22 protein-coding genes and 1 tRNA gene are annotated in these 22,439 nt (G+C 42.6%); 7 read left to right on the top strand and 16 right to left on the bottom strand.

Going from position 1 to position 22,439, the window contains the following annotated elements; all coding sequences use genetic code 11:
* The first annotated feature begins 37 nt into the window (after positions 1 to 37).
* The 4 genes from mutS to ACZ5V1_RS06845 all read left to right on the top strand — a co-directional run bounded on the left by mutS (position 38) and on the right by ACZ5V1_RS06845 (position 4,846).
* Positions 38 to 2,752 carry a DNA mismatch repair protein MutS gene (gene mutS, locus ACZ5V1_RS06830; RefSeq protein ID WP_464391224.1) on the top strand — a complete coding sequence of 905 codons (2,715 nt, stop codon included), beginning with the start codon at positions 38 to 40 and terminating at the stop codon, positions 2,750 to 2,752.
* Positions 2,739 to 3,182 (top strand): hypothetical protein, encoded by a 444-nt coding sequence (locus ACZ5V1_RS06835; RefSeq protein WP_464391225.1) that lies wholly within the window; start codon positions 2,739 to 2,741, stop codon positions 3,180 to 3,182. Before mutS ends, ACZ5V1_RS06835 begins: the two co-directional genes overlap by 14 nt.
* Before the next feature lie 279 nt (positions 3,183 to 3,461).
* Positions 3,462 to 4,112, top strand: a complete 651-nt coding sequence (locus tag ACZ5V1_RS06840; RefSeq protein WP_464391226.1) for a LexA family transcriptional regulator — start codon at positions 3,462 to 3,464, stop codon at positions 4,110 to 4,112.
* Positions 4,113 to 4,770: 658 nt separating this feature from the next.
* Positions 4,771 to 4,846, top strand: a tRNA-Gln gene (locus ACZ5V1_RS06845).
* Positions 4,847 to 5,232: 386 nt separating this feature from the next.
* Here the strand turns inward: ACZ5V1_RS06845 and ACZ5V1_RS06850 are convergent.
* Both ACZ5V1_RS06850 and ACZ5V1_RS06855 read right to left on the bottom strand, forming a co-directional pair.
* Positions 5,233 to 5,844 carry a cytochrome b/b6 domain-containing protein gene (locus ACZ5V1_RS06850; RefSeq protein WP_464391227.1) on the bottom strand — a complete coding sequence of 204 codons (612 nt, stop codon included), beginning with the start codon at positions 5,842 to 5,844 and terminating at the stop codon, positions 5,233 to 5,235.
* A 10-nt stretch (positions 5,845 to 5,854) separates the two neighbouring features.
* Positions 5,855 to 7,504, bottom strand: coding sequence for a tetrathionate reductase family octaheme c-type cytochrome (locus ACZ5V1_RS06855; protein ID WP_464391228.1), 1,650 nt, complete (start codon positions 7,502 to 7,504; stop codon positions 5,855 to 5,857).
* Positions 7,505 to 7,738: 234 nt separating this feature from the next.
* On the opposite strand from ACZ5V1_RS06855, the gene ACZ5V1_RS06860 reads away from it, so the two are divergent.
* The gene (locus tag ACZ5V1_RS06860; protein WP_464391229.1) at positions 7,739 to 8,428 is read left to right on the top strand and encodes a Crp/Fnr family transcriptional regulator; all 690 of its coding nucleotides are present in this window, start codon (positions 7,739 to 7,741) and stop codon (positions 8,426 to 8,428) included.
* A gap of 223 nt (positions 8,429 to 8,651) precedes the next feature.
* On the opposite strand, the gene ACZ5V1_RS06865 is transcribed toward ACZ5V1_RS06860, so the two are convergent.
* From ACZ5V1_RS06865 to ACZ5V1_RS06925, 13 genes are all read right to left on the bottom strand, one after another.
* Positions 8,652 to 9,383 (bottom strand): outer membrane protein assembly factor BamD, encoded by a 732-nt coding sequence (locus ACZ5V1_RS06865; RefSeq protein WP_464391230.1) that lies wholly within the window; start codon positions 9,381 to 9,383, stop codon positions 8,652 to 8,654.
* Positions 9,376 to 10,299: a thioredoxin-disulfide reductase gene (trxB, locus tag ACZ5V1_RS06870; protein ID WP_160711393.1), complete on the bottom strand. Its 924-nt coding sequence runs from the start codon at positions 10,297 to 10,299 to the stop codon at positions 9,376 to 9,378. Before trxB ends, ACZ5V1_RS06865 begins: the two co-directional genes overlap by 8 nt.
* Entirely contained in the window at positions 10,299 to 10,622 is a 324-nt protein-coding gene (gene trxA, locus ACZ5V1_RS06875) for a thioredoxin (RefSeq protein WP_020001787.1), read from the bottom strand. Before trxA ends, trxB begins: the two co-directional genes overlap by 1 nt.
* A 164-nt stretch (positions 10,623 to 10,786) precedes the next feature.
* Positions 10,787 to 11,872, bottom strand: a complete 1,086-nt coding sequence (gene tsaD / locus ACZ5V1_RS06880; protein ID WP_464391231.1) for a tRNA (adenosine(37)-N6)-threonylcarbamoyltransferase complex transferase subunit TsaD — start codon at positions 11,870 to 11,872, stop codon at positions 10,787 to 10,789.
* 31 nt (positions 11,873 to 11,903) lie between these two features.
* On the bottom strand, positions 11,904 to 12,926 hold the full coding sequence (gene fbp / locus ACZ5V1_RS06885; protein WP_160711389.1) for a class 1 fructose-bisphosphatase: 1,023 nt from the start codon (positions 12,924 to 12,926) through the stop codon (positions 11,904 to 11,906).
* Between the two features lie 276 nt (positions 12,927 to 13,202).
* Complete coding sequence (locus tag ACZ5V1_RS06890; protein ID WP_464391232.1) at positions 13,203 to 13,979, bottom strand: hypothetical protein; 777 nt, start codon at positions 13,977 to 13,979, stop codon at positions 13,203 to 13,205.
* Between the two features lie 30 nt (positions 13,980 to 14,009).
* The gene (locus tag ACZ5V1_RS06895; RefSeq protein ID WP_464391233.1) at positions 14,010 to 14,921 is read right to left on the bottom strand and encodes a tetratricopeptide repeat protein; all 912 of its coding nucleotides are present in this window, start codon (positions 14,919 to 14,921) and stop codon (positions 14,010 to 14,012) included.
* Positions 14,918 to 15,229 carry an FtsB family cell division protein gene (locus ACZ5V1_RS06900; RefSeq protein WP_464391234.1) on the bottom strand — a complete coding sequence of 104 codons (312 nt, stop codon included), beginning with the start codon at positions 15,227 to 15,229 and terminating at the stop codon, positions 14,918 to 14,920. The genes ACZ5V1_RS06895 and ACZ5V1_RS06900 overlap by 4 nt, the downstream gene beginning before the upstream one ends.
* Before the next feature lie 2 nt (positions 15,230 to 15,231).
* A complete protein-coding gene (locus ACZ5V1_RS06905) occupies positions 15,232 to 15,504 on the bottom strand; it encodes a hypothetical protein (protein ID WP_464391235.1) in 273 nt (90 codons plus the stop codon).
* A gap of 65 nt (positions 15,505 to 15,569) precedes the next feature.
* Positions 15,570 to 16,124, bottom strand: coding sequence for a CDP-diacylglycerol--glycerol-3-phosphate 3-phosphatidyltransferase (pgsA, locus tag ACZ5V1_RS06910; protein WP_160711379.1), 555 nt, complete (start codon positions 16,122 to 16,124; stop codon positions 15,570 to 15,572).
* A 232-nt stretch (positions 16,125 to 16,356) separates the two neighbouring features.
* Positions 16,357 to 17,259 (bottom strand): Mrp/NBP35 family ATP-binding protein, encoded by a 903-nt coding sequence (locus ACZ5V1_RS06915; protein WP_464391236.1) that lies wholly within the window; start codon positions 17,257 to 17,259, stop codon positions 16,357 to 16,359.
* 78 nt (positions 17,260 to 17,337) lie between these two features.
* On the bottom strand, positions 17,338 to 17,922 hold the full coding sequence (locus ACZ5V1_RS06920) for a YqaA family protein (protein ID WP_464391237.1): 585 nt from the start codon (positions 17,920 to 17,922) through the stop codon (positions 17,338 to 17,340).
* 4 nt (positions 17,923 to 17,926) lie between these two features.
* On the bottom strand, positions 17,927 to 18,571 hold the full coding sequence (locus ACZ5V1_RS06925) for a protein-L-isoaspartate(D-aspartate) O-methyltransferase (protein WP_464391238.1): 645 nt from the start codon (positions 18,569 to 18,571) through the stop codon (positions 17,927 to 17,929).
* A 179-nt stretch (positions 18,572 to 18,750) separates the two neighbouring features.
* Here ACZ5V1_RS06925 and ACZ5V1_RS06930 point away from each other — a divergent pair, with 179 nt between their 5' ends.
* Complete coding sequence (locus ACZ5V1_RS06930) at positions 18,751 to 19,176, top strand: CBS domain-containing protein (RefSeq protein ID WP_464391239.1); 426 nt, start codon at positions 18,751 to 18,753, stop codon at positions 19,174 to 19,176.
* Positions 19,177 to 19,484: 308 nt separating this feature from the next.
* Complete coding sequence (locus tag ACZ5V1_RS06935; RefSeq protein WP_464391240.1) at positions 19,485 to 20,801, top strand: M23 family metallopeptidase; 1,317 nt, start codon at positions 19,485 to 19,487, stop codon at positions 20,799 to 20,801.
* A gap of 222 nt (positions 20,802 to 21,023) precedes the next feature.
* Here the strand turns inward: ACZ5V1_RS06935 and ACZ5V1_RS06940 are convergent, their stop codons facing one another.
* On the bottom strand, positions 21,024 to 22,280 hold the full coding sequence (locus ACZ5V1_RS06940) for a histidine-type phosphatase (RefSeq protein ID WP_464391241.1): 1,257 nt from the start codon (positions 22,278 to 22,280) through the stop codon (positions 21,024 to 21,026).
* Between the last annotated feature and the right edge of the window lie 159 nt (positions 22,281 to 22,439).

Below are 22,439 nucleotides of genomic sequence, written 5' to 3' on the forward strand. Positions count from 1 at the left end.
TTGTTACGCAAAACAATTTGACACCCGATTATATATAATGACTGCAAATCGCCCTACTAAACTGACTCCTATGATGGAGCAGTACCTTCACATCAAAGATCAGTATCCACAATGTCTTCTGTTCTACCGTATGGGAGACTTTTACGAACTATTCTTTGAAGATGCTGAAGTTGCCGCGCGTGATCTTCAAATCACGCTCACTAGCAGAAGCAGCTCCAATTCAGAATTTCGCATTCCAATGTGCGGAGTTCCGTATCATGCTGTAGAAACTTATCTGCCTAAGCTTCTGGAAAAAGGTCATAACGTTGCCATTTGTGAACAAGTGGAAGACCCACGCGAAGCAAAGGGACTCGTTAAACGCGAAGTAAAACGAATATTAACTCCAGGCACTGTTGTAGAAGACGTAAACCTTGTCGCCAAAGGTCATAACTACCTAGGTGCACTTTGTTGGGATGCAAAAAACAACAGTGGCGGCCTTGCATGGGTAGATTACTCCACTGGAGATTGGTCTGGCATCCAGTTAAAAAAGCAGGCTGAATTATGGCAGTGGGCACAAAAAATGGGACCAAGAGAACTCATCATTCCTGATGACCTCACCCCGCCACCGTCTTTTTCTCTTACAGAAACAATCATTCTCAAAAAACCGGCAAAAGCTTTTTTTGACCTTAAACGAAATACAGAAAAAATTTTAGAATCTCAAAACATCGTCGAACTCGGTGCACTGGGATTAGAAAAGAGCAACGAACTTGTAAGATCATGTGGTGCTCTGCTTACCTATCTGAAGTTAACGCAGAAAGGTGAGCTTACCCACCTATCCAGATTCAAACCACTGAACCTTTCAAAACATCTCATTTTAGATGAGATTACAGAGCGCAACCTTGAACTTTTTAAAACCTTAGATGGTAGAAAAGGTCTTGGTACACTCTGGCAAGTTCTGGATCACACTCTTACTCCTATGGGCGGTCGTTTACTTGCAGAACGTATGCGCCACCCATGGCGTGACATTGCTCCAATTACCGAAACTCAAAATGCCGTTGAATACTTTTTTGCCAACGATACTCTTCGGAAGGACATCCGCACCGCTCTTGACCTTGTATATGATCTTGAACGCCTGAGTACACGTATTCAACTTAACCGTGCTGCGCCAAAAGACTTTGTTGCTTTGCGCCAAAGTATAAGCACTTTACCGACCGTTCGAAGTGTTCTTGAAAAAGTTCAAACAGAGTCAGAACAATACACCACCATGGACGATGAGCAACGACTCACCCTTCCTCCATGGCTCACTAAATTGCTCAAGCATTGGGATAACCTTGCGGATTATCACACCCTGCTCGACAATGCCTTTGTAGACAACCCACCTCCCCTCATAACTGAAGGTGGACTCTTTAAGCACGGATTCCACGATGATCTGAATGAACTTATTGAATTAAGTGAGCATGGCGAATCCAAACTTGAAGAATTACTTCAAGAAGAACAGGCAGCCACTGGCATTCAAAAGATGAAACTCAAGTATAACCGCGTGTTCGGTTACTTCTTTGATGTGCCACAAGGATCTATTTCAAAAGTTCCTGAACACTTTGTACGGCGCCAGACACTTGCTAACTCTGAACGATATTCAACACCAAAGTTGAAAGAGCTAGAGGAAAAACTTCTTGCCGCAACTGACAAACGCAAGAGTTTGGAATACAAGCTTTTCCAAAAAATGCGCGAAACCATTGTCGGTGCACGCTCTCGTTTGCTCTTTATGGCAGACCTTCTAGCCGGTCTCGATTACTGGCAAAGCCTTGCTGAAGCAGCACGCAAATGGAACTGGGCTCGTCCTGATCTGCACAATGAAACTCATATTTCCATTAAAGATGGTCGACATCCTGTTGTAGAGGCCGTTCAAGGAAGTTCTAATTTTATTCCTAACGACCTACACGTAGACAACAAACGAAAGCTTCTTCTCATTACTGGTCCAAACATGGCTGGTAAGTCTACTGTTCTTAGACAGATGGCGATCATTTGTATCCTTGCTCAGATGGGCTCTTTTGTACCGGCACGTGAAGCAAACATTGGTGTTGCAGACAGGATTTTTTCTCGTGTTGGTGCTTCTGACAACCTTGCTCAGGGTCAATCAACCTTTATGGTTGAAATGATGGAGACCGCCAGAATTTTACGACAGGCAACAAAACGCAGTCTGATTATTCTTGATGAAATCGGGCGCGGTACATCGACCTTTGACGGATTATCCCTAGCTTGGGCTGTTGTTGAAGAACTATGTAGAAAATCTGATGGTATCCGAACATTGTTTGCCACTCACTATCATGAGCTTACAGCACTGGAAGGCAAAATTGCTGGTGTTCACAATATGAACATTGCCATTAAAGAATGGGGCGGAGAAATAGTTTTCCTGCGCAGGCTTGTACCGGGGCCTTCAGACAGAAGCTATGGTATCGAAGTAGCTAACCTTGCCGGAGTGCCTGCAAATGTTGTAAAACGTGCTAAAGAAATTCTTTCATCACTTGAAAGTAATTCACAAAACTCAAAGCAGGTTCAAGCTGCAAGCATGGCGAGTTTACTACCGGGAATGCCGGAAACTCCAATTAAAACAAAAGCAGCCAAGACACCGCCCGTAAACACTGAACCAATAGACAATCCTCTTGTGACCGCATTGAAAGACCTTGATACTGATAATATGACTCCAATGGATGCATTAAAAAAACTTACAGAGTGGAAGCTCTTGTGGGGAGAACGAAATGACGCCAACTAAACGCCTTGTATGTATGATGGCAGCCTGTATACTCATAATTGCCGCAGCAGGTTGTGGATTCAAAAGTGACCCGTCACCGGCAAGCTCTGCTGATGTTTTTAAATGGAAATCAATTAAGACATCAGTTCAAAGCCCATGCATTAACATCGCTGGCGATCTTTCGGGCAATGTTTCTAACGTTGATGAAATTCTCATTGAGTTACAAAAAGCCGGCGACACTGCGGACTGCCCGGGCTGCCCATTCCAGTCAGAAGAAGATTTTACATTCGCACCAAATGAACTTGGCTTGTTGAGTGGTGGTGGCAAATTCGACGCGACAATTTGTCCAACTCAGATATCCACTCTCTACCGCCTAAAAGTTACGGCGAAGAGCAAGTACTTCGGTATGCCTGACGCAGTAAGCAAAGAACACTTCGTCGAAATGCCTTAGAAAATTCACTTTGAAGATACTACCGTCATGGAACATCAGGCACGAATAGAGCTGTGTTAGCCTTTCACAAGTAATAACGAGCAACAATATTCGACTATTCGTTCCATTCTAAATAATAAAAAAATGCTCCTCTGTTGTAAAAAGCAGAGGAGCATTTTTTTGTACCTTTTCTACGTTGTACTTTTTTCTAGTTGCGGATAAAACACACTCTGTTTATATATATCAACACGCACCATTTGGTGATTCTAATTATACGTCGAAATGACTTTTGAGAGAACTATGATCGATTTCCATACCTTTTTTACACGTGTTCAAAAAGCCACTTCTATTGCTTCACAGCATGATTTGGCTAAAGCCCTTGGAGTAAATCGCTCTGCGATTACACAGGCAAAACGTAGAAACTCTATCCCACAAAAATGGGTTTTAGCTTTATCCCGCTCATTTCAGCTTTCTACTGACTGGCTTGAATTCGGCGTAGGAAAACAAGAAGCAGCAATTGATCCTGATCTACTTGAAAATACTGCGACGTTCACTGTCCCCAAGGTTTTTGCCCGACTTTGTGCTGGTGATGGGTCTTTTGACGTTGAAGCAACTCCTATTGAAGAGCATGTCTTTAAAGAGTCATGGTTAAAACAAAAAGGAACACCGTCGGCTATGGTACTCATGGATGTTATCGGTGACAGTATGGAACCATACATATGTCAGGGCGATACCGTTCTTGTAGATAAATCACAGCAAACTCTTCGGCCAGACGTCATTTATGCCGTTGGCGCCGATGATTCTATCATGGTGAAACGTGTTGTAAAAGAACACGGCAAAATAACACTGACGAGCGACAACCCTGATTACTCCCCAATAATTATTCAAGGAGACGAGATACTCTCCTTCAGAGTTATCGGCAGAGTTGTCTGGTCAGCAAGAGACTATTAACGCCATGCACCAACTAGTTATATTTTAATTTTGATTTATTCGAATTGAGACAAACCTGTGTGACGTTCACTCATTCCATTTGCAAGCCATCAAGCATGGTGGATTAAGAAGTGCTACACGCAAAAAAGTGCCCAAAAGGGATCACACTTTTACAGCACACTACGCCATACAGGTTTGTCACAAACTTAAAGCCAGCCCATCTGGCTTTTATTTAGCACCATATGTTAACTTTTATAAACAATGAGGCTGTCATGCAAAAAAGATTCTGCACTTGTGGTTTTGTTCTTTTGGTCGATTACGTGAAGCATTCTGGAAACTGGACATACACATTGCTTGATGCAACAAAACAAAACCCACATATCATTTGTCCGCATTGCCATAAGCCACTACACATTGACGCCCTACGCTAAAAAAGTGAGTAAACAATGCAACTAGCTAGAATTATCAGTGAAAATTCTACTTTGCTCCCATACACTACATCTGAAAGTTCAAATTCTTCAAAATAATAATAATTTTAGGCAAATAGAAAAAATAAACACAATATATTTGCATCTGACATTATTTGAACGGTAGTTAACTAACGACAAATATAAAAAAAAATTACTTTCTGCTTGACGGAAACGTAACTCCTCACTATACACGCTCTTGTTGGTCGTGCTGGGACGTAGCCAAGTTGGTAAGGCATCGGGTTTTGGTCCCGACATCCGCGGGTTCAAGTCCTGCCGTCCCAGCCAAACAACAACTTATCTTGACCAGTTCAAGACAAAAAAAGCCGCCGGTTATACTGGCGGCTTTTTTTGTTTAAATTTGCCCTTCTTCGATACTGCCACCAACAGACAATACTCATCCAAAAGCACAGTACATCTTGTTGATGAAATTATGGACACGACACAATTCAAGTTGTCGCATGACCTGTCTTCAATTTCCACGCGACGAACCTCTCGCTCATGCTTCGCTGCAACTATTCAACTTCATGAAAGTACAAAAAAGTCCAATCTACGTACAAGAAAACAATCCGTTACCAACAAACATTTGGATGTCCTCTAAGGTAATTAAATTCATCTAGCCCGAAAAAGCAAAGCGGTTGAAAGAACCATGCCCTCCAACCGCTAAACAGATATTACATTTTCTCTTTCGTTTCCAACTCTTCATATCCGGTAAACATTGCTTTAATGTGCGACAACGGATGGTGTCCAGTTGTAGTCATATAAATATGAACAACAGAAAATGCCAGCATTGCAAACGCACCTGCGGTATGCAAAATCGCAATGGTAGAAAGATTAAGTGCCCACCCAAAAGCTAGCCAATCATTATACACATAGTACATAAAGCCCGTTACAATCTGAAATGGTACCAGCACCGAAACAATCCCTAAATACGTAATACGCTGAAGAGGATTATGCTTGATGCGCTCAGATTTGGGCACGGGGTGTACCTCACCTTTAAAGATTCCGGACATGTAGTATTGGATAACTTCAAACATTTTTACAAACGTTGGAACGTAATGCCTCCATTCGCCTGTGGTAATTATCCAGAACACAATAAAGGCATAAAGCACCAGCCAAGTCCATGCGCAAAAGTTATGGACAGTGACTGCAGTTCCAAATCCTAGTAGAGAAAATGACCCATGAACTTCAAATCCGGTAACAAGTAGAACAATTATCAAAGCTGCTTGTGCCCAATGCCAAAAGCGTTCGAATCGTGTGTACAGATATAATTTTGTAGATGACATATATGTACTCCTATTGCTCTTTAGGCTTACTAATTATGCGCATAATGCCGTGTATAATCACACCGAGAAGTGCAGCAATCACTGTAAGCCAACCTATGAAGTCCAAAAGACCACTTCGGTCACGTCCTGGCATATAAAATCCCGCCAAATTCGCTAGCCTGCCGTCTTTTGCATGGCACGTATCACACGCGAGTGTTTTCTCTTTAGGGGCTACCATATGCGTTATCGGGTAATGGTATTCTGTCTCAACAAAACCAAATTCCCCACTATATGGAACACCCGCTGCCGCCATCCCAACTTCAAGAGCATTGTTCCAATCAAACCCTTTCCAGTATGCTGCTTTGTCTTTACCAAAAAGGTGTGGAATTCCCATTGTCATATTAATGCTGTCGTAAGGCTGCTTACCACGGTGAACCTTAAACGGAGTAATACGTGAATCAGGATCATTCTTGTCACCTTCAACAGAATTCACCTTAACAACACTGTTCGGGTCAATTTTATCAGTAACGAGCAGGTAATCCATTTTTCCGTTGTACCAGAAATACTCAGGTTGGACGTTCTTCTCCCATACAAAATGACCTTTCTTTGTCATGTACGAAGCTTTGCCGTGTGCACCTTTTACTTTATACGGTTTGCCATCCTTCATTTTTCCGGCAGTCGACCAATCCCAGTACATTTTTGTAGGTTTCACTCGAGCAAATGCTGGAATATGGCAAGTCTGACACGCAACTTTATCTGTATGATCATTCGCTTTATGACCCATTGCGTGTGGCGTAGCAGTATGACACGATTCACACGAAATACGTTTCACAAGGTCGTCTTCAATAAGGCTCCGGCGATCCGTAAATGCTGGTTGTTTATACGTACGACCTGCTATGAAATGTGCATCCGTCGAATGGCAACGCTGACAGGTAAAATTAGCCCCTTCAGCATTCATATGCACATCAAGCTCACGGCTAGGATTAAACAATGAAGAATCTAAATCGCCGTGTTTTACTCCATCCCCTCCACCACCAAAGAAGTGACAGACACCACAGTTGGTTCGTGTCGGACGACCAACCGAAGCGGCAATCACTGTATAGTTAGGAGGCTGGAAAGTTTTTTTGCCAAATTTTGTTGGTTTAATCGCAGGGTACCCTGCCTTAGTCGGAAATTTTTCGTACGTTCCCGTGGTATCGTGGCAAACAAGACAATCAACCGCTTCCTCTTTACTTAGGTCAAATTGTCCATTCTTCCATCCATACCCGGCATGACAAGAAGTACAACGTGGTTCATTAGAATGAATTGAAATGCAAAAGTTATTAAGTGTAAGCCCATTTTTTCCCATCAGCTTTTCACTGTCAGCTGGATCAGTCCAAGTCCAGTGGATGGTTTTATGTATTTGACGTGACGCCTCATTATGGCATGTTAAACATGCTTTGGTTACATCTTCCGGAGAGGCAAATTCCTGCTGTAGAACAGTGTGGCGGCTATGATCAGTAGTCACCCAACGCTTAGCTGGCTGGGAAACTTTTCGAGCTTGCTCAGCGCCATACGTTTTATCCGGTTCCTTTGTTAGTTGATTAGCAAAAGATGTCCCCACTAAAACAATATAGAAACAACAACATCCAGCCATTACTAGGAAAAATCGCGAACAATACGTGTTCAACCTAGTTAGCATAACAACCTCCATTAGCTCACAAATGGGAGGAGAAATTGATACCGTGCTCACCTAACAGCGGGGAACACAGCAACAAACACTCAAAGAACTCCTTGCAACACAATCAAAAGCACACTGAATAAATCCCTTGCTTTCGCTAAGAGTCCTAACTCAGGGAATTACTTTTGATACTTACTTATTCTATGCAATGAATGGTATTATTGCGCATTGACATACATCAACAGGTCACAAAAAATGAAGACATTAGAACAAGCTTTTCAAGAACTTCCACTATTTGCTCAGGTGCCTGCCGAGGTTTTTCCAACACTCCTCAACGGTGCCATTGAAATGACTTACAAAGCAAAAGACATCATTATCGGGGAAGGTGAATCTCCTTCTGGTCTGTACATTTTGCTCAATGGTACAGCTAAATTATATAAAAGTTCTCCAGAAGGGAAAGAGCAGACACTTTTTGTTCTACATGACGGTGAGCCTTTCTGCCTATGCTCAACCTTTCGAAAAAAACCATTCCCTGTAACTGCTGCCGCATTAACTACATGCAAAGTAGTCTCTATCTCAAAGCAAAGCTTTTTTGCCGCCGCAGAAAAAGACTCTGCATTTCTATTCTCCATGCTTCAAAAAGTCTCAGAGCGATTACGAGACGCAATGGAGCTTGCGGGAACTCTTTCTTTGCAGGAGGTGCCTCAACGCATTGCAACATTCATTGCAAAACTTGAACCCCAAAACAGTTCTCTGAAAAAACAACAGGTGGTAATTTTACCAATGTCGCATAAAGAACTGGCAAAGGTTATCGGAGCAACACCGGAAGCACTCTCAAGAACTTTAAAACGGATGAGTGAACGAGGTATGATTGCAATAGAAGGACGAAGTGTTCATATTTTAGATCGCAAGCAACTTGAACACTGTGCGGAGATGGGATTGTAGGCGAGTGAAAGAACATCAGCCCTGCCAGCCACAAATTTTACATAGCTCTTGCAGCAGAACTTCGAAGTTTTTTAAATGTATCGTCAAAAATTCTTTGAGATTCTTCGACTTCACATCGACATTTCAAATCATGAACAAACAGCCAAATGACACTGGGTTTAATAAAAAACTCCCACGTAACAAATGTTACGTGGGAGTTTTCAACTCTTATTAAAGCGGAGTATTACAACCACTCAAAATAATCTTTCCAAGACCCTTGGTCTTCTTCACGAAGAAGCTCAGCTTCCTGTTCAGTCTTTTTAAGATAGGAAAGTCGAGCACGTTCTTTAACGTACTCCTGATAGTCTGGAACATCTTTAAAGTGCTGCATCACAAACTTATAGCGTTCATAAGCAGAGCCGTAGTTTTCACGTCGCCAGTAAAAATCTGCAACATAAACTTCGTGTGCTGCCATCAACTTACGAGCACGCTGCATTAAAGGTGTTGCCTTTTCTGCATATTCGTTACCCGGGTATGATTCCTTCAGACGAGTCAGGTATTCATAGCCTTCGGCAATGTTATCCTGAGGACGGTCAATGGAAACAAAACTTTCTAAGTTTGCGTTACCAATCTGGAACAACACATATGGAATAGCTTTATGCCGTGGATGCAATGACTCAAATTCCTTGTATGAATCAACCGCTAACAAGTAGTCGGTATCAAGGAAGTACGCATCGGCCAAGGAAAGTTCGGATTCCACAGCATATGGGCTAAACGGATATTTGTCTTTAAGGGTGTTAAAGTACTCTTTTGCTTTTGCGTAGTTTTTATCACGCATAGCATCGTTACCTGCTTCAAAAATCTCCTGAGCTGTATCTTCAGGAGGCGGCAAGTAAAAATAGTCAATAATACCGCAGCCGGATAAAACACTTAACAGTGGAAGAATAGCTAAAAAGCGAAGCAGCGTTCTACGCATTGAGTTGTTCCAAATAAAGGAAGGCAGAGTTTGCTGCAGTTGCACCATCACCAACCGCAGTAGTAACCTGACGACATTGTTTTGCTCTGCAATCACCGGAGGCAAATATGCCCGGCAAGTTAGTGCGCATTTCAATGTCTGTTAAAATGAATCCTGTTTCGTCTGTCTGCAAACCATCTGGTAGCAGTTCTTTGTTTGGCTCATAGCCAACAAAAACAAACAGGCCATCTACTGGCAGCACTTGCTCTTCTTCTGTTTTCAAGTTCTTAACGAGTACCCCGGTCAAGCCGTTCTCACCATGCAGCTCTTTTACAATGGTGTTTTTCACAACTTCAATAACAGGAGAGGCTTTTATCTTATCTTGATAATGCTTTGCAGCGCGGAAGCCTTCCCGACGGTGAATGAGATACAGTTTTTTTACCAACTTCGCCAGATAGAGGGACTCTTCGAGTGCAGAGTTACCACCACCGACTACAGCGACTGTTTGATTTCTAAAAAAATTGCCGTCACACAAAGCGCAATAAGATACGCCTTTGCCTGTCAAGAATTCTTCGTTAGGGAGACCAAGCTTTTTGTAACGTGCACCGGTGCAAATAATAACTGAGCGGGCAATAATTTCCTGATCGCCCACTTTAAGTTTGTTAGCACCATGCGCATGTATAAGAGAGGTTACTGGTTCGGTGTATCGTTCCAGTTCGTACCCCTCGAGATGCTCTGCAAAAACATCTGCGAGTTCGTACCCTTTAATACCTTTCGGAAAGCCCGGGTAGTTCTCTACTTCCTCGGTCTGCAGAACTTGTCCGCCCGGCGTTAGCTTTTCAGCCATCGCCACTGTCACCCCCGACCTAAGAAGATAAAGGGCGGCCGTCATTCCAGCCGGACCGCCCCCGATTACAAAGCAATCGAATTTTTTCATTAGCCAAGAGCCTTCTTGGTAATCATATCTTGAATGCTGCTTTTAGAAACTGCGCCAGTTACCTGCTCGAGCACTTCACCATCTTTAAAAAGAATGATGGTAGGAATTGCACGGATACCGTACTTGCTCGGTGTACCTGGGTTTTCATCAACATTCATTTTTACGATACGAACCTGGCCTTCATACTCAGCAGCAAGCTCGTCGATTACAGGTCCCATTGCACGGCATGGGCCACACCAAGGAGCCCAAAAATCCACCAATGCAGGGATTTTAGATTCGAGAATTTCAGCTTCAAAATTGCTATCTGTTACTTGAGCAGCCATTGTTCGCTCCTTTTTTACTAAACATTAAAAATTGGCCAATTGGCCATTGCTTTCAGAACTCAGTAAATATCTACAGGAGGTTATATTTACTGAAAACTATAAATAGTAAGCCTGTAAGACAGTGTCAAGAGTGAGGTAACTATTCGTTCCTCACACTTTAATTTCTAACATAAACTATGCAGATAGTCCTGTGGAATCTTTCTACCACGAGGAATGGCATCCAAGTCCAATCCGTGTGAGTATCCTTTGAGAATAAGCTGTTCACCCATATATGCGACCATGGAAGCATTATCGGTACACAGCTCGAAGGACGGGAGCGTGAGCGGAATATTTCGCCCATTAGCTACACCAGCCATCGCATCACGGATTACACTGTTCGCGGCGACGCCCCCTGCTACAATAATACTATTGATGGAGTCGCCCAGTTCTTTACGTTGATCTATGGCACGTTGCATTTTAACGCGCAACGTATCTGCAACGGTAAAGTTAAAAGATGCACAGAGTTCAGCAAGCTCAGTCACATCTCGTGTACCATTAAACAGCTCATCAATATCATTAAGGCTAGGTAGCTTTAAATGTGAATGCGCTTCAATGTACAAACTCAATCCAGTCTTTAACCCACTGAAACTAAAGTTTAGATTCTTATTGTCAAGATACGGTCGAGTAAATCGCTTTTTATCCGGTGTAGCAAGCTTGGCCAGTTGGTCAATATACTTGCCGCCAGGATATGGCATATTCAACATTTTTGCGACCTTATCAAAGGCCTCACCTGCTGCATCATCCAACGTTTTACCAAGCTCGACAAAATCATCTACCGAGCGAATAAGGAAGATCTGTGTATGTCCGCCAGATACAAGCAAACCAAGTGCAGGAAGTTTTAATTCCTGTTCTAACCCTGCTGCCAAAAGATGTGCATGTAGGTGATTGACACCTATAAGCTTTTTATCTGTTCCAGCAACAAGACCTTTTGCAAATCCAACCCCGACAAGCAGACTTCCCAACAATCCTGGACCTCGTGAGACTGCGACGTTATCTATTTGTTCTGCATCAATACCTGTTTTGGCAAGTAAAGAATCGTATAAGTGCCCAATAAGTCGATAGTGCTCACGAGAGGCAATCTCTGGAACAACACCGCCAAACAGTGCGTGAATATCAATTTGTGTAGAAATTACACTATCTACCAACTCCCCGTCTTGAACAAGAGCAAAAGCAGTCTCATCGCACGAGGATTCAATACCTAAAGTGAGCATACAAATATTCCGCAGTCCGTTCCGTTAACAACTATTTAGCCGCTTTACGGTTTTTTTTATAAATATCAGCTACTGCTTTTACATCATTCTTTGAACCAATGAAAAGCGGTACACGTTCATGCAGCTCTTCAGGCTGCAACTCAAGAATACGAGTCGTGCCATCAGTAGCGGCACCACCTGCCTGCTCTGCAAGGTATGCAAGCGGAGAAGCTTCGCATAAATAGCGTAACTTGCCCTTTGGCTTACCCGGATTGCGATAGTCTGCTGGGTACATATAAATACCACCGTTAAGAAGGCCTCGATGGAAGTCCGCAACGAGAGAACCAATGTAGCGTGCAGAGTATGGCTTGCCTAACGGGTTAGTCTCACCTTTGAAAAATTCAATAGCTTCACGGGTCGCATCATCCCAGTACTTGTAATAGCCTTCGTTCACAGAGTAAACTTTGCCCTGTTCAGGAATACGAAGATCTGGATGAGACAACAAAAATTCACCAACACTCGGGTCAAGGGTAAAGCCATGAACGCCGTCACCAGTTGAATATACGAGCATCGTGGAAGGACCATAAAGGAAATACCCCGCTGCAACCTGCTCTACACCACTTTGCAAAACATCACATAATGTAACGTCATTATTGGAAGGAGATTTACGACGCAAAATGGAGAAAATGGTGCCGACATTTACGTTAACGTCAACATTAGAAGATCCATCAAGAGGATCAAAAATGAGAATGTACTCACCTTGTTTGTATTGCTCTGGGATGCGAATAAAATCAGCATTTTCTTCAGAAGCAATCGCACACAATACACCAGTACGCTCCATACGATGGATAAGCACACGGTTTGCATACGCGTCGAGTTTCTGAACCTGTTCGCCCTGAACATTGATCTCGCCGGTTGCTCCTAAAATATCGAGCAAACCAGCTTTATTCATTGTTTTTGATATGGTTTTTGCAGCCAAAATGAGATCATAAAAGAGTGCAGTAAATTTACCGGAAGCATCAGGAGTCTCTGTTTGATGCAATAATAGATGTTCAGTAACGGTTACTTGGCGCATGGGTTTACTCCTAACTATCTATGAATATAAATTAATTTATTCATACTACAATGGAACTGGGATTTGTCAATTACCCGAAAAATATAATGTAACTCAATAGCAATACATTGAGTCTGTTACCAACTATTCTCCTGACACAAAACGGGTACCTGTATTGAGAACATCAACACAGGTACCCTTTCATGTTATTATGCAGGATGAAAGTTTGCTCTATGCATAATGACTTATAGAGTCAAACAGTTTGTTTGTAGTCTTAAAAGCAATACAGAGTGCAAGCTAGCTTGCGGTCTCTTGAGGTGTGGCTGTACCAAAAACAATTGGAATATCTCCAAGGTATCGGACAAGCCAAGTGTAAGAATTGCCGCTTTCAGTGACAACTCCGTAACTTTCATCACCGAGCATTTCTTGCCAGTTGATCTGTGCAAACGGTGTACTTTCGAACTGGTACTTACCGCTCCACAAGACTTTCTCACCAGCGAGTATAACAAGCTCTTCTGGTTTAGGAGAAAGTTCAACAAGGCTGCGCACATCAAAATGTGCGACAACAAGCCCTTTCATTTCATTATCGACAAAAAACGGCATTGCTACATACGCTTCGTTGCCAAGTGGAGTTTCGTCAACATATCCACGCAGCTTACGGAAACCGTACTTTTTGTTTTCATCAAGAAGCGGAGCGACATTTAAAGGCTTCATACTTACAGCGGGACGCTGCATTAGCACTTTGCCTTCAAGGTTCACAACGGCAACACCGGAAAGCCAAGGAAAACGCTGCGTGGTTGCTTCAACCCAAGCAAGGTCTGGAAAAACATCTTTTCCGTCAATAACACGAACGAATTTTTCCAACTCTTCCCCAATCGGGGTATACATAACAGCCAAATTTTCTTCAGCTGTTTCAACATCAACTTCAGAAAATTTAAGTTCAGCAGGGGTATTCAAATATGTATTATAGTACCCTTTAGTCTCACGCCATGTGTTGTTAACACTTTGCTTGCAACCAGTTAATAAGACTAGCAGCGCGCACAAGGCAACACCACACTTCAATGAATAATGCAATACAATCTCCTGAAACTATAAAGGAAAGAATTACGAGGCTCGAGCTTCTAGACGTTCTGCAAGTGCTTCAAGCGTGTGGACAATTCTGTCCTTGCTTGTAACAGTTTCAGATTCATCCGGCACAGTGTGTTTCCTGTCTGCCAGAATCTTTGTTCGAAGCTCAGTAATATTCTCAAGCTCTTCCCTGCTTGTTACTTGCTCTGTGAGTTCGTCACAAAGCTCGAGAGCACCTTTCAGATCACCTTGGTCCGCAAGTATTTGCGCCATAGACAAAGTGCGTTCTGAAATGGACTCCCCCCCTTCCATGGTTCCACTAAAAACAGTTTCCTGTTTGCGTATCAGCGGAATTTCACCTTCTAGTTCTGCTAAACTTTTTAACTGAGAAATATCTTGTGGCGATGTAACCGGCACAACAGTTTCCGCAACATCCTCTACCGATTCCATATCATGGTCGGCAGGTACAGATTCTGAAACTGGTGCAGAGTTTTGTTTTGATATTGGATGAGAAATAAGAAAACTGTCAGCATTCTCTTCCAGACAAGCCTGAAGACCTCTATCAATAACATCACGCCAAGTAATCGGAGTTTCTTCAAAAGCCGCCGCAAGAAAAGTCATTGCGAGCGCAGCATCTTGAGAGCCAGGTTCAGCAGCAAGCAACCCTGCCCAAATTTTCCAGAAATTCGGATACCGCTTTAGAATTTCTCCAAGCGCCCCAAGTTCTGTATGAATCTGGTCAAAATCTTCTACCCGTTCAAGGCAGTTTAACAGTAGCAAGCGGGCTTCAAAATGCTCCGGATGCCTTTCTAATCCTGCCTTTAAAACAGAGACAGCTTCAATAAGATCCCTTTCTTTTACGAGAAGTCGCGCAAGTGGAAAAAACACCTTAGAACCTGGATCGAGCTCCAAAACTTCCTTATACCACTTGATCTTTGCTTGAATCATTCGCGCACTCCAACAGGGATCTTGATTTTGCTATCGGGAAAAATATACAATATTTCATTACTTTTAACAAATCCAAGACGTGCTCTTATAATTTTTTCGACGTATTCTGAGTCATTCTGCAAAAGTCGTATTTCATGACTCAACAAATACGCTTTTTCATCAAGCATATCCTGCTGTTGCGTAAAAGCATACGTGTCAGCTTTAAGCGTCTGGTAATTGCTCACCCCATTGTCACTCACTAACAGATAAACTATTAGCGTAAGGTTAAGCAGCACAGATAACGCCAGCAAAATTCGTTTTATTAGCATAGCTATTGTAAAAAACGTCGCCTTTCAGCAGTAACCTTCACATGCGACATAGGGAACTGCAGTTCTTCCAGGAAGTTAGCTGTTGCAGACTCAATGCGTGCAACATCATCTTCAACTAGCTCCATCTCATTGATTCGCTCTATCAGCATTTTTAACATGCCGAATTCATCCCGCAAATCATGACTCAATTCAATTTCGTCAAGATCAGGTTCCAGCTCAAGAATTGTATGCAGGCAATTGCGCAGCCTGCTTTTCAATTCTTCAAGTTCTCTCATGTATTTTCCTTGCGAGTCTAACATAAAAGGGATGCACCTTCTGTCATATGCTCTCAGCAGAAATTTTATTTTTGTTCGTCCTGCTGTAACCAGTTTTTATAAAACCCGAAAAGGTAATTTCCACCAGAAAATACAGTCAGGATCAATGCAATGTAAAGAAGTATTTCGCCAATAACGGCGACATCATACCCGAACAAAGGGTAATGAATAATCATAGGAGAAAGTGCTAACATTTGTAATACGGTTTTCATTTTTCCGTATTTATCTGCTGCAATAACAATCCCTTCATCAGAAGCCATTGCACGTAAGCCAGTTACTATAAGTTCTCGGCAAATGATTGTAATAACAACCCAAGCTGGCGCCCAACCAAGTTCTACAAGCATGACAAGTACTGAGCAAATCAGCAATTTGTCCGCAAGCGGATCGAGAAATTTTCCGAAGCTTGTTACCATACCTTCACGACGGGCAATAAAGCCGTCCACAAGGTCTGAGAACGAAGCAAGAGAAAAAAGAAAAAATGCAAGTAAACAAGTTGTTTCACTCGGGAAGTACAAAAGTACAACCACAAATGGAACCAACAAAACTCTGAACATGGTAATCTTGTTCGCCAAATTAAACATGTGTGCTCTACCTCTAGCTGGTTTATTCAAGATAACGCTGTGTACCACAGTTCATACAAGGTGCAAAGACTGCGAGGACACCAAAATATAATATATTGATAGCATCTAGAGTTATTTGAAGTATTTTTTTATATTTTTGCATAAAAAAACCATGACGAGACCGTCATGGTTTTTTTATTTCGTACAACATAACAAAGGGGAAGCCTCTGTATGCTTCTTTCGAAAGCCTTACCTATGAATGATCTGAGGATACAGACTCAAGGCTACAGTTAAGCGCTTTTACGATGTTGTCTGCAAGATTCTGGAAGCCTGCTTTTGCAGCAGTGTCCTCTTCAAGCATAACAACAGGAACACCTCTGTCCGCAGCCACTACGGTTGCAGGATCGAGCGGAATGGCACCAAGGAATTCAAGACCATACTTTTCAGCAAGCTTTTCCCCGCCACCCTTCTTAAACAGCTCGATCTCCTCACCACAGTGCGGACATGAAAGGCCGCTCATATTTTCAACTACACCAAGCACATTAGCTTTTGCGTACTGGAGGAAGTTAACAGCCTTTCGTACGTCTGCAAGAGAGACTTCCTGCGGAGTAGTAACTACAACAGAAGTTGCGTCCGGAATAGTTTTAAGAACAGTCATGTGCTCATCGCCAGTTCCTGGAGGGGAATCAATAAGCAAAAAGTCAAGCTCGCCCCAGTTTACATCTGAAACAAACTGACGGATTGCTGCTGTTTTTTTAGGACCACGCCACAATACGGCAGTATCCTTATCTTTCAGCAAAGAATCCATAGAAACAACATATAAATTGTCGTTAACCTTTGCAGGATTCAACAAACCACCACGATCTGATTCGAGTCCAGAATCTTTTATACCGAGAAGGCCAGGAATACTTGGACCATGAATATCAACATCCAAGATGCCTACTTTAAAACCCTTGGCAGCAAGCGCTACTGCGGTGTTAACGGTAACGGAACTTTTGCCCACGCCACCTTTACCGCTCATGATGAATAACTTGTGGCGGATCTTATCCAACGTACAGTTAATCATTTCGTCCTGAATATTCTTTTTTGGGCTCGCTTTAATCTCTTTCCCCGGAGTAATTTCCTTGGAAGAGGAGCAACCGCTGCAAGAAGACATGTTTGCAACTCCTTATATTTAATGGCTAGATAAGCAGTCTGCCCGACCAGTCAAGCTATCAAGCAGCAAAATTAGCCATTAGAGAAATTTTAATGCTATAAATCCGGCAATACCAAGTATCAGGGCACCGATTAAAACCAGATCAAATCGTTTTTCCAAAAAGTATCGTGCCCGTTCGCCAAACATATAAATAAGACCGGCAATGGCAAAAAAGCGTAAACTGCGGCTGATGACTGAAGCAAACAGGAAAATGCCAAAGTTTACTTTAAAAGCACCCGCTGACAACGTGCAAAGCTTATACGGGATTGGTGTAAGCCCTGCGACAGCAACAGCCCATGCATTATAGGTGTCGTACCATTCTTTAATAGCAACATATTCGGTAGATAGATTATAAAAACGGACAATAGGCATGCCTAGATAGTCCATAAAATGATACCCGATATAGTAACCGATCACTCCGCCAAAGACAGAGCCGACAGTACAAATTGTCGCAAAATAGAATGCTTTTTTGCGCTGAGTGAGCGCCATAGGTATTAAAAGCAAATCTGGAGGAAGTGGAACAATAATGGATTCTGTAAATGCAACAAATGCTAGAATCCACTTTGCCTTAGGAGAAAGAGCCGACCTAGAAACCCAGTCCATCAACTTAGACATCAACTTCATTAAGTTACCATCCGTGTGTACCCACCAGATCTACAAAAGCAACGCTGCCCAGTTTTTCCAATGTGATGTCACCGTTATTTTTTCTTATTCGCACAAGCTGTTGCGTTCGCCTTGCTCGCCCTACAGGCAAAACAAGAACTCCAGGGTCAGCCAATTGATCAACCAAGGGTTTAGGGATTTCAGGCCCCCCTGCCGTGACCAATATCCGGTCAAACAAAGCTTTTTCCGGCCAGCCAAGCGTACCATCATCCAATTTAAACTGTGGAGAGGTGTACCCGAGGTCAGCAAAAATTTTTACCGCAGCATCATGTAGTTCTGGAATACGTTCTACAGAATAAACCTGTAAGCCCATTGCATAGAGCACAGCCGCTTGATAGCCGGAACCCGTGCCAATTTCAAGCACACTCATTCCCGGTTCTGCTTCGAGCGCTTCTGACATAAGTCCAACAATGTAAGGTTGAGAAATAGTTTGCCCATAACCAATGGGCAACGCATTATCTTCATAAGCGCTCAACCGCATGGCATCCTGCACAAACTTATGTCGTGGGACAGAACGCATTGCACGTAGCACGTTCGGATCAGAGATATGGCGCTGCTCAAGCTGGTCGCGAACCATTCTTTCTCTGTTACGCTTCAAATCGTACGGCAAAATAAGATTCCTTTAACGTGAAATAGTCATAGTCAGAAAAACAACCACGCGGTACACTAAATACTACATCTGTTCGGCTTGAGAATCAGATTTTTCTACACAAGTCAACTGTATCCACGGTTTGACGCTCCGCAACATCAAATGAACATTGTGTAAATTAGAAATCAATGGAGACCATTATGCTGCATGTACAAGACCTGATGTCCACAAATTTATTCACACTCAAAAAATCCGATTCCTTAATGGCTGCCAAGTCCCTAATGGAGCTGGCACGTATTCGTCATATCCCAGTTGTCGAGAAAGGAAATTTTTTTGTCGGCATCATAACACATAGAGACATATTATCCTCCACTCTCTCCAAATTAGCAGACATAGATAGAGATGTGCAGGATGAAATTGAAGCTTCTATCCCTGTATCAGAAATAATGCGCAGTGATGTCTTTGCTGTGGCACCACAAGCAAGTCTACGCGATGCAGCAGAGCTACTTCTGAATCATAAATACGGATGCTTACCAGTCGTAGAAAAGGATATACTTGTAGGAATTCTTACAGAAGCAGATTTTTTGCGTCTGACAATTGACCTAATGGATGCATTAGACACATAAGTCAAACCCTACTATATGCATAGCAGTTGATACTTTGACTTGTTAGATTCAGTGTATCTAGGTAATGTCCCATCGGCTGCTGTGCTTTTTCACTTTATGAAACGCTGAGTTTTTTTACTCAATCTCACCGGCATAATCACAAATATTATGAAATAATCGATTTTTTGAGCTATGGTTATCTATAACCATAATGTCGGCGCACGCTTTCATACTTGCAAAGTTGTAACTGCACCAATCAAATACCTGTCTTAGGTAATATAATTATATTACCCCATTCCACCACATTAACGTTGTACAAGGGACTGCCCATGGCGAGCCTTAAAAAAACTTTCTTCTTCATTGTATTCTTATCACTCATTTGCGGCGGTGCAATCGCTGGCTGGCTTTTATTTAAAGACCAGCAGGGACCAATCGTTGCTATCGATAAGGAAAACGCTCGTGTAAACAAAAACAGCAGCGTTACAATTTCGCTGCATGATGTTACATCTGAGCTTAAAAATCTTTCCATCGCAGTTCGCAAAAATTCTAAAAACATTCCGTTATATTCAACATCATTTGAACCGGGTAACAAGTCGATAACACTTAATGTTCCTCTTTCAAGCGCTAAGGTCTCTGATGGCGCATTTGAAATGATCATTTCTGCTACTGACACATCCCTTGCAGCATTTGGTAAAGGAAACACTACCCGCAAAGTTGTTACCATGAGAATGGACAACACTCCTCCAAGTATTGCTATAAAATCACTTCCGCCAAACATTTGGCAAGGTGGTACCGGAGTTATTGCGTATACTGTTTCTGAACCTGTTGATACTTCAGGCGTGAAAGTTAACGAGATGTTTTTCCCGGGTTACAAACAAGCAGATGGAACTTACATCAGCTTCTTTGCTTTCCCACAAAGCATAGAGAAAAAGGATTACAATCCAACTGCGTTTGCAATGGACATTGCTGGCAACGTATACGATCAGCCTTTTTCAATCAATCCATTGTCTCGCAAATTCCGTCACGACAAGATTCGATTAAGCGACCGGTTCTTAAATACCAAAATGCCAGCCTTTGCTAAAGACACCCCTCAGGCAACGAATAATCTGGAACGCTTCCTCGTCGTGAACCAAAAAATTCGCAAAGAAAACCGCGACATGCTTATTAAGATAGGTCGTCAAACCTCTTCTTCCATTTTATGGAAAAGTAAGTTCATGCGCTTTCCTAACTCTGCTACCCGTGCTGGGTTCGGTGACCGCCGAAGCTATATGTACAAAGACAAGGTAGTTGACAAACAGACACATCTGGGACTCGACCTTGCTTCCCGTAAGCAATCTCCAATTCCGGCGTCAAACAAGGGTACCGTTGTTTTTGCAGGCAACCTTGGAATTTACGGAAACGTTGTTGTCATTGACCACGGCCTTGGCCTTCAGACGCTTTATGCGCACATGACTGAGATCAGAACAACCGTAGGTTCCGTTGTTAACCAAGGTGACGTAATTGGTATCTCCGGTTCAACCGGTATGTCCGGCGGTGATCATCTTCACTTTGGTGTTATTGTTTCTGGGATTCCTGTAACTCCTATTGAATGGTTCGACCATCGTTGGATTCAGTACAACATCACTGACAAACTGAACTTTAACTAACTGCTGATATCATTAAAAAGCCCGTACGAGATAATCGTACGGGCTTTTTTTATGCAAAAAACTTTTTCTATAAATCCAACACAGACATCTTGTTTAATCGATCCCCTTTCTTTTCGGCACCACCCTGCCCTTTAGGAAATTACAAGATGTCGTGTTCCAATAAACAATCATATAGGGCATCTTTTCAGCCTATATGATTATGTTAACTTGTAAAAAATAAGCTTATTTCAACTTCCCTTTCACAAGAGGTGGTATCTTAGGGACACAATCCAGATTTATGACATCTGTTACTGTTGAACAAAACTTCTCAAGTGAATATTTAGTTACACGCGGCTCAAGTGTCCCCTTTTCTCGAGGACAGAAAGACAGATTTTTTACAATCTCATAAGGCAATTCCCTTTCGGGGTGATTACTTCGCATAACTGCCAGTGGTTGTGCCAAAAAATCTGCCGTCACAACCTCCTCACCAGACGGTTCTTCCCAAAGAATAAACTGAAGAAAACTTGCTGGTGGAATATCATTGTACGCAAAGCCCTCTAAATCCCAATCCATACCAAGCAATTCGCTCACATGCGCCATATTCGTATCATGCCCAACAAACACAACGAGCTGAGCCTGATTTACTCTCTGATCATGATGTGTACTTGTAAGGGCATCAGTCATAACCTTCAACATGACACTGCCACGATCACGAGCATATCCACTAGCTCTGTTCAAACTGTTGAAGATTGCTGCTCTAGCAACAAGCAACTTAGAAAGCTTGTCCGGTGTAATCTCCCCCCATCCGGGATCTTTATCAGGCCATTCTGCACTTTCAAGCAACCAATTCTGAATAAGTGTTGCCTTAATACCTAGTGCACCACGTAAATTTATTGTTCTACCACTGTTCGCAAAATTTACACGCGGCGGAAGATCCTTAAGTTCGCAGCTCTGCTCAACACCGTACGCATTACATGTTATTTGCGGCATTGGTCCAAGCAATTCATTTACAAAGTCGAGTTGTTCACAAAATTTATCTCCAAGCTTATTAAACGAATGCCCTACAAAATTTATTATATCGTCTTCTCCCACCTCTCGAGTGAGCTGACAGACGCTACCACGCACAGGATGGTACAACGGATCACTATCCTTATCTGTAGTAATAAAATACGGGAGTGAACATTCTGGTGCTATTGCAGCAGCAAAAGCAGCTGCGCTCGACTGTGTTCGCTCATCTATGTCAGCATGAACAAAAACATTGTCAGCTGTTACGCAACGTTCCCCGTCAGACAACAACGATTTGTATGGCTCTTCCAATTTATGTTTACGCCAAAAAGCAGTTATCAACTCTCGTCCCCGGCCTGTTAAATGTCCGGGGGCAACAGACCAGACAGGCCATTCTCTATGCGACCATTCTGCCAATTTTTCCATTGTTTGGTTGGGGGCACGTATGCCATGACGCATCAACACCACAATTTTTTTCACTTTTCGTTTATTCATATTCTACACCGTATGGTCTTTTTTATTTGTAACATAACAATGTTATGCTCCTCTAAAAACAGAGTCTTTCTACCATAGAGATTTACATGCAAATTCATGATACCATACGAAGACCTGTTGGAAAGCTATAGAATCGAGGCAGCCCCCTTTTCAATCACG

The organism is Halodesulfovibrio oceani subsp. galateae (genome assembly GCF_055397225.1).